The organism is Empedobacter sp. UBA7494, from assembly GCF_002478465.1.
GTDB lineage: Bacteria > Bacteroidota > Bacteroidia > Flavobacteriales > Weeksellaceae > Empedobacter > Empedobacter falsenii_B.
The window spans coordinates 1-3,735 of sequence record NZ_DLOC01000083.1; the positions used below are offsets into that span (position 1 = coordinate 1).

Annotated in this window: 3 protein-coding genes; 1 reads left to right on the forward strand and 2 read right to left on the reverse strand. The window is 31.2% G+C overall.

What is annotated here, in order from left to right; all coding sequences use genetic code 11:
- Positions 1-482 precede the first annotated feature (482 nt).
- Both B4E95_RS09820 and B4E95_RS09825 read right to left on the reverse strand, forming a co-directional pair.
- Positions 483-1,655 (reverse strand): proline dehydrogenase family protein, encoded by a 1,173-nt coding sequence (locus B4E95_RS09820; protein ID WP_115001213.1) that lies wholly within the window; start codon positions 1,653-1,655, stop codon positions 483-485.
- A gap of 131 nt (positions 1,656-1,786) precedes the next feature.
- Positions 1,787-2,035 carry a type B 50S ribosomal protein L31 gene (locus B4E95_RS09825; protein WP_038335685.1) on the reverse strand — a complete coding sequence of 83 codons (249 nt, stop codon included), beginning with the start codon at positions 2,033-2,035 and terminating at the stop codon, positions 1,787-1,789.
- Positions 2,036-2,330: 295 nt separating this feature from the next.
- On the opposite strand from B4E95_RS09825, the gene B4E95_RS09830 reads away from it, so the two are divergent.
- A complete protein-coding gene (locus B4E95_RS09830; protein ID WP_291091374.1) occupies positions 2,331-3,719 on the forward strand; it encodes a hypothetical protein in 1,389 nt (462 codons plus the stop codon).
- The last annotated feature ends 16 nt before the right edge of the window (positions 3,720-3,735 follow it).

Below are 3,735 nucleotides of genomic sequence, written 5' to 3' on the forward strand. Positions count from 1 at the left end.
AAGTGACTTCTTTACAAGATTCGATAATGTTGGTTATTCTAAATTTTTATGAAAAAAGTTTTTAAAATAGTTAAACTCTATTTATTTACACTATAAAAACTTTATAATTATTAATTTATCGAAATATGAAACTACTTTTCTCATTAACTACTCTCCTTACCTTAGCCCTATCTTCTTGCAGTACAAACATTAAACACGATCGATTATTTACAGGAACAATTGTAAGAGATTGTACAGGAACTTACATTCGTGTTAATAAAGAGGATTATTTGGTTTGTAATAATGAAATGCTTTGAGACAAAAAAGAAGGTGAAACAGTAAGTGTTATTTATGATTTTGAAAAAACATGCAAAAAGTTAGAAAATAAAGCAACTTGTATGATGTATCATGAACATAAAGGCAAGATTAAAATCAAGAAAAATAATAATTAATTAAAAAATCCACTCAAATTGAGTGGATTTTTGCTTTATATAAAAAAACGATTATTTTGATTTTTTACGACGCTCTAATTCTTTTTCGATCAGCATCAATTCGCGTCCTGTTTGTCCTGCAACAGATGTATTTTCTTGTGCACGACGAACCAAGTAAGGCATTACTTCTTTGATTGGTCCATATGGTAAATATTTTGCAATATTATATCCTAAATGCGCCAAGTTGAACGAAATATTATCACTCATTCCAAATAATTGTCCAAACCAGAAATTTGGATTATTTTTCTCAATTCCGTTTTCGTTCATTAATTTGATTAACAATTCGCAACTTTCTTCGTTGTGCGAACCTGCGAATAAACCAAAACGCTCGTGATGAGAAGCAATAAATTCTAACGCTAAGTTATAATCTCTATCCGAAGCTTCTTTGTTTGGTTGAATTGGAGATGGGTAACCTTCGGCTTGCGCACGTGCACGCTCTTTCTCCATATATGCTCCACGCACAATTTTGAATCCTAAGAAATATCCTTCGCGCTCTGCTTTTGCATGCATTTCTTTCAAATAAGCCAAACGATCATGACGATACATTTGCAACGTATTCCAAACTAATGCACGTTTTGTGTTATATTTCACCATCATTTCGTCAGTCAAATCATCTGCAGAACCTTGCATCCAAGTTTCTTCTGCATCTACCATGATATTAACATCCAAATCATATCCTTTTTGACATACAGCCTCAAAACGTTGACGAATATTTGCCCAAGATTTTTCTTCTTCTGCAGTTAACGTTTGTTTCTTCCCTACTTTTTCAAATAATTCGATTCGACCAAATGCAGTTGGTTTAAATACTACAAATGGAATTGATTGATTAGATTTTGCTAAATCAACCAAGTGTAACATAACGTCACGAACTTCGTCAAATTGTTTTTCTTCTGTTAATCCTTCGATAGAATAATCTAAAATAGAACTTACGTGATATTTAAATAATTCATTTGCGACAACCACACCTTGTTCTGCCGTTTCTCCTCCTACAAATTGTTTGTAGATTGTTTCACGAATTACAGGTTTTACGAATGGGATATCTACCGCAAATGGTAAATTAAAAAACTTAGTTCCAAAACTTGTCAATGCGGGGCTTCCGATTAACTTGTATAAGTAATACGCTTTCTTTAAATCTTTATCTGATTTCGATTCGAAAGCAAACTGTGTATTGTCGAATAAAGACATGTGAGTTAACTATTTTTTGTGTTAATATAACGTTACAAATTTATAATTAAAACCTGATTAAACTAAAAAACCTACAAGAAATTCTTGTAGGTTTTTGATATATTTTAAAGATTGCAAATAGTTGCCTATTCTTATCCTTTTTTAGCGTATTTGCTTCTGAATTTATCGATACGTCCTGCAGTATCAACCAATTTAGTTTTACCTGTGTAAAATGGGTGAGATGTAGAAGAAATCTCCATTTTGATCAATGGGTACTCTACTCCGTCAACAACTAATGTATCTTTAGTATCAGCACAAGATTTTGTGATGAACACATCTTCGTTAGACATATCTTTGAATGCTACCAAACGGTAATTTGTTGGGTGGATATCTTTTTTCATTTTTTTAATCTTCTTTGTTAACTTTATTGGAGTGCAAAGATAATATTATTTACAGAATGTTACAATCAATTCTATTGAAAAAACATTTAAAACAATACATTAAGCAAATTTAATTTCGAGTGTAATGGGCTTCTTAAAATTAAACCTGCACTTCTTGTACACATTTTTCGTGGTGCAAATATAAACATTTTAGTAATTCTTACAACTATTTTTTTCAGAATCTATTCATAAAAATCTAATTTTTATCTTTGTTCATCTACAATAAAACCTATTATTTGCTGTTTAAACTTATATAATGAATCATAACTTTATGAACGTAAAAACATTAATCGCCGGACTTGGTATTGCTTCTTTGATTGGTTTTCAATCTTGTCGCGATGATTTTGACTATGATCCAATTAGTTCTGAATTGCGCTTTAGCAAAGATACCGTTTCCGTAGATACCGTATATAATTTCTCTAAATCTGAAACCTATCTGCTTAAAATTTATAATCTTGAGAATGATGATCGCGTGATTCCAAAAATATATTTGACACGTGGAAATAATTCATTTTTTAATATAAATGTAGACGGAAAAGCAGGAACAAGTTTCGAAAATGTACCGATTCGTAAAAAGGATAGTTTATTTATTTTTGTTGAAGTAAATGCACAAGAAGCACCTCTTAATCCACTTTACGATGACGAAATTAATTTCGAAACAACCAATTCTTCTAAAAAAATCAAGTTACTTTCTTGGATAGAAAAAGCTAAAATTCATGCAAAAGATGCTACAATTTCTTCTGCAAATTGGAATGTAAACGAAGCCCAAGTAATTGACGGAAATTTAACTGTTACAAGTGATTTAACAATTGATAAAGGTGCAAAAGTTTATTTCAAAAAAGGAGCAAGTTTAACGATTGGAAATAATGCAAAACTTACGGTGAATGGAGCTTTGAATGAAGAAGTGAAATTTCGTTCGGCGCGTCATGATAACAAATACGATTCAATTCCTGATCAATGGAACAAAATCGAATTAGCTCCAAATAGTACATCAAAAATCAATTATGCAAAAATTATTGGTGCAGATACTGGTTTACACGTAAATAATGCGAAATTAGATATTAGTAATGCTAAAATTGTTAATAATCAATCGTATGGAATTTTAGCAACAAACGCTACAATTGCAGGTTACAACTTGGTAATGAATAATAGTAATTTGGCAACTTTAGCAATAGAATATGGTGGTTCGTACGAATTTTATCATTCTACTTTTGCCAATTATTACAATTTTGCAACAGGTGCTGGTCCAGCTTATTCGCTTTTCTTGAGTAACGAAAACAATGATAAAAATGTTTCGGCTTTGACAAAAGCAACGTTCGGAAATTGTATTATATATAATGAACGCACGCCAAATGCTATTTTATTGGATAAAAAAGATGGTGCGGCTTTCAATTATTTATTTGACACCAATGTTATTCACAATGCGGATACTTCAGTATTAAATGTGAAAACTGCGCCAAATTTCTTGGCAAGTATTACGTTAGATCCGATGTTTGAGGATACAAATTATTTTGCAAATAAATTAGCTGTGAAAAATGAATCACCTGCGAAAGGGAAAGGAAAAATATCTTTTGCGCAACAATATCCATTAGATTATAATGGACAACCACGAGGCACAACTCCTACAATTGGAGCATTTCAATAAAAATAAATAAGGTCGA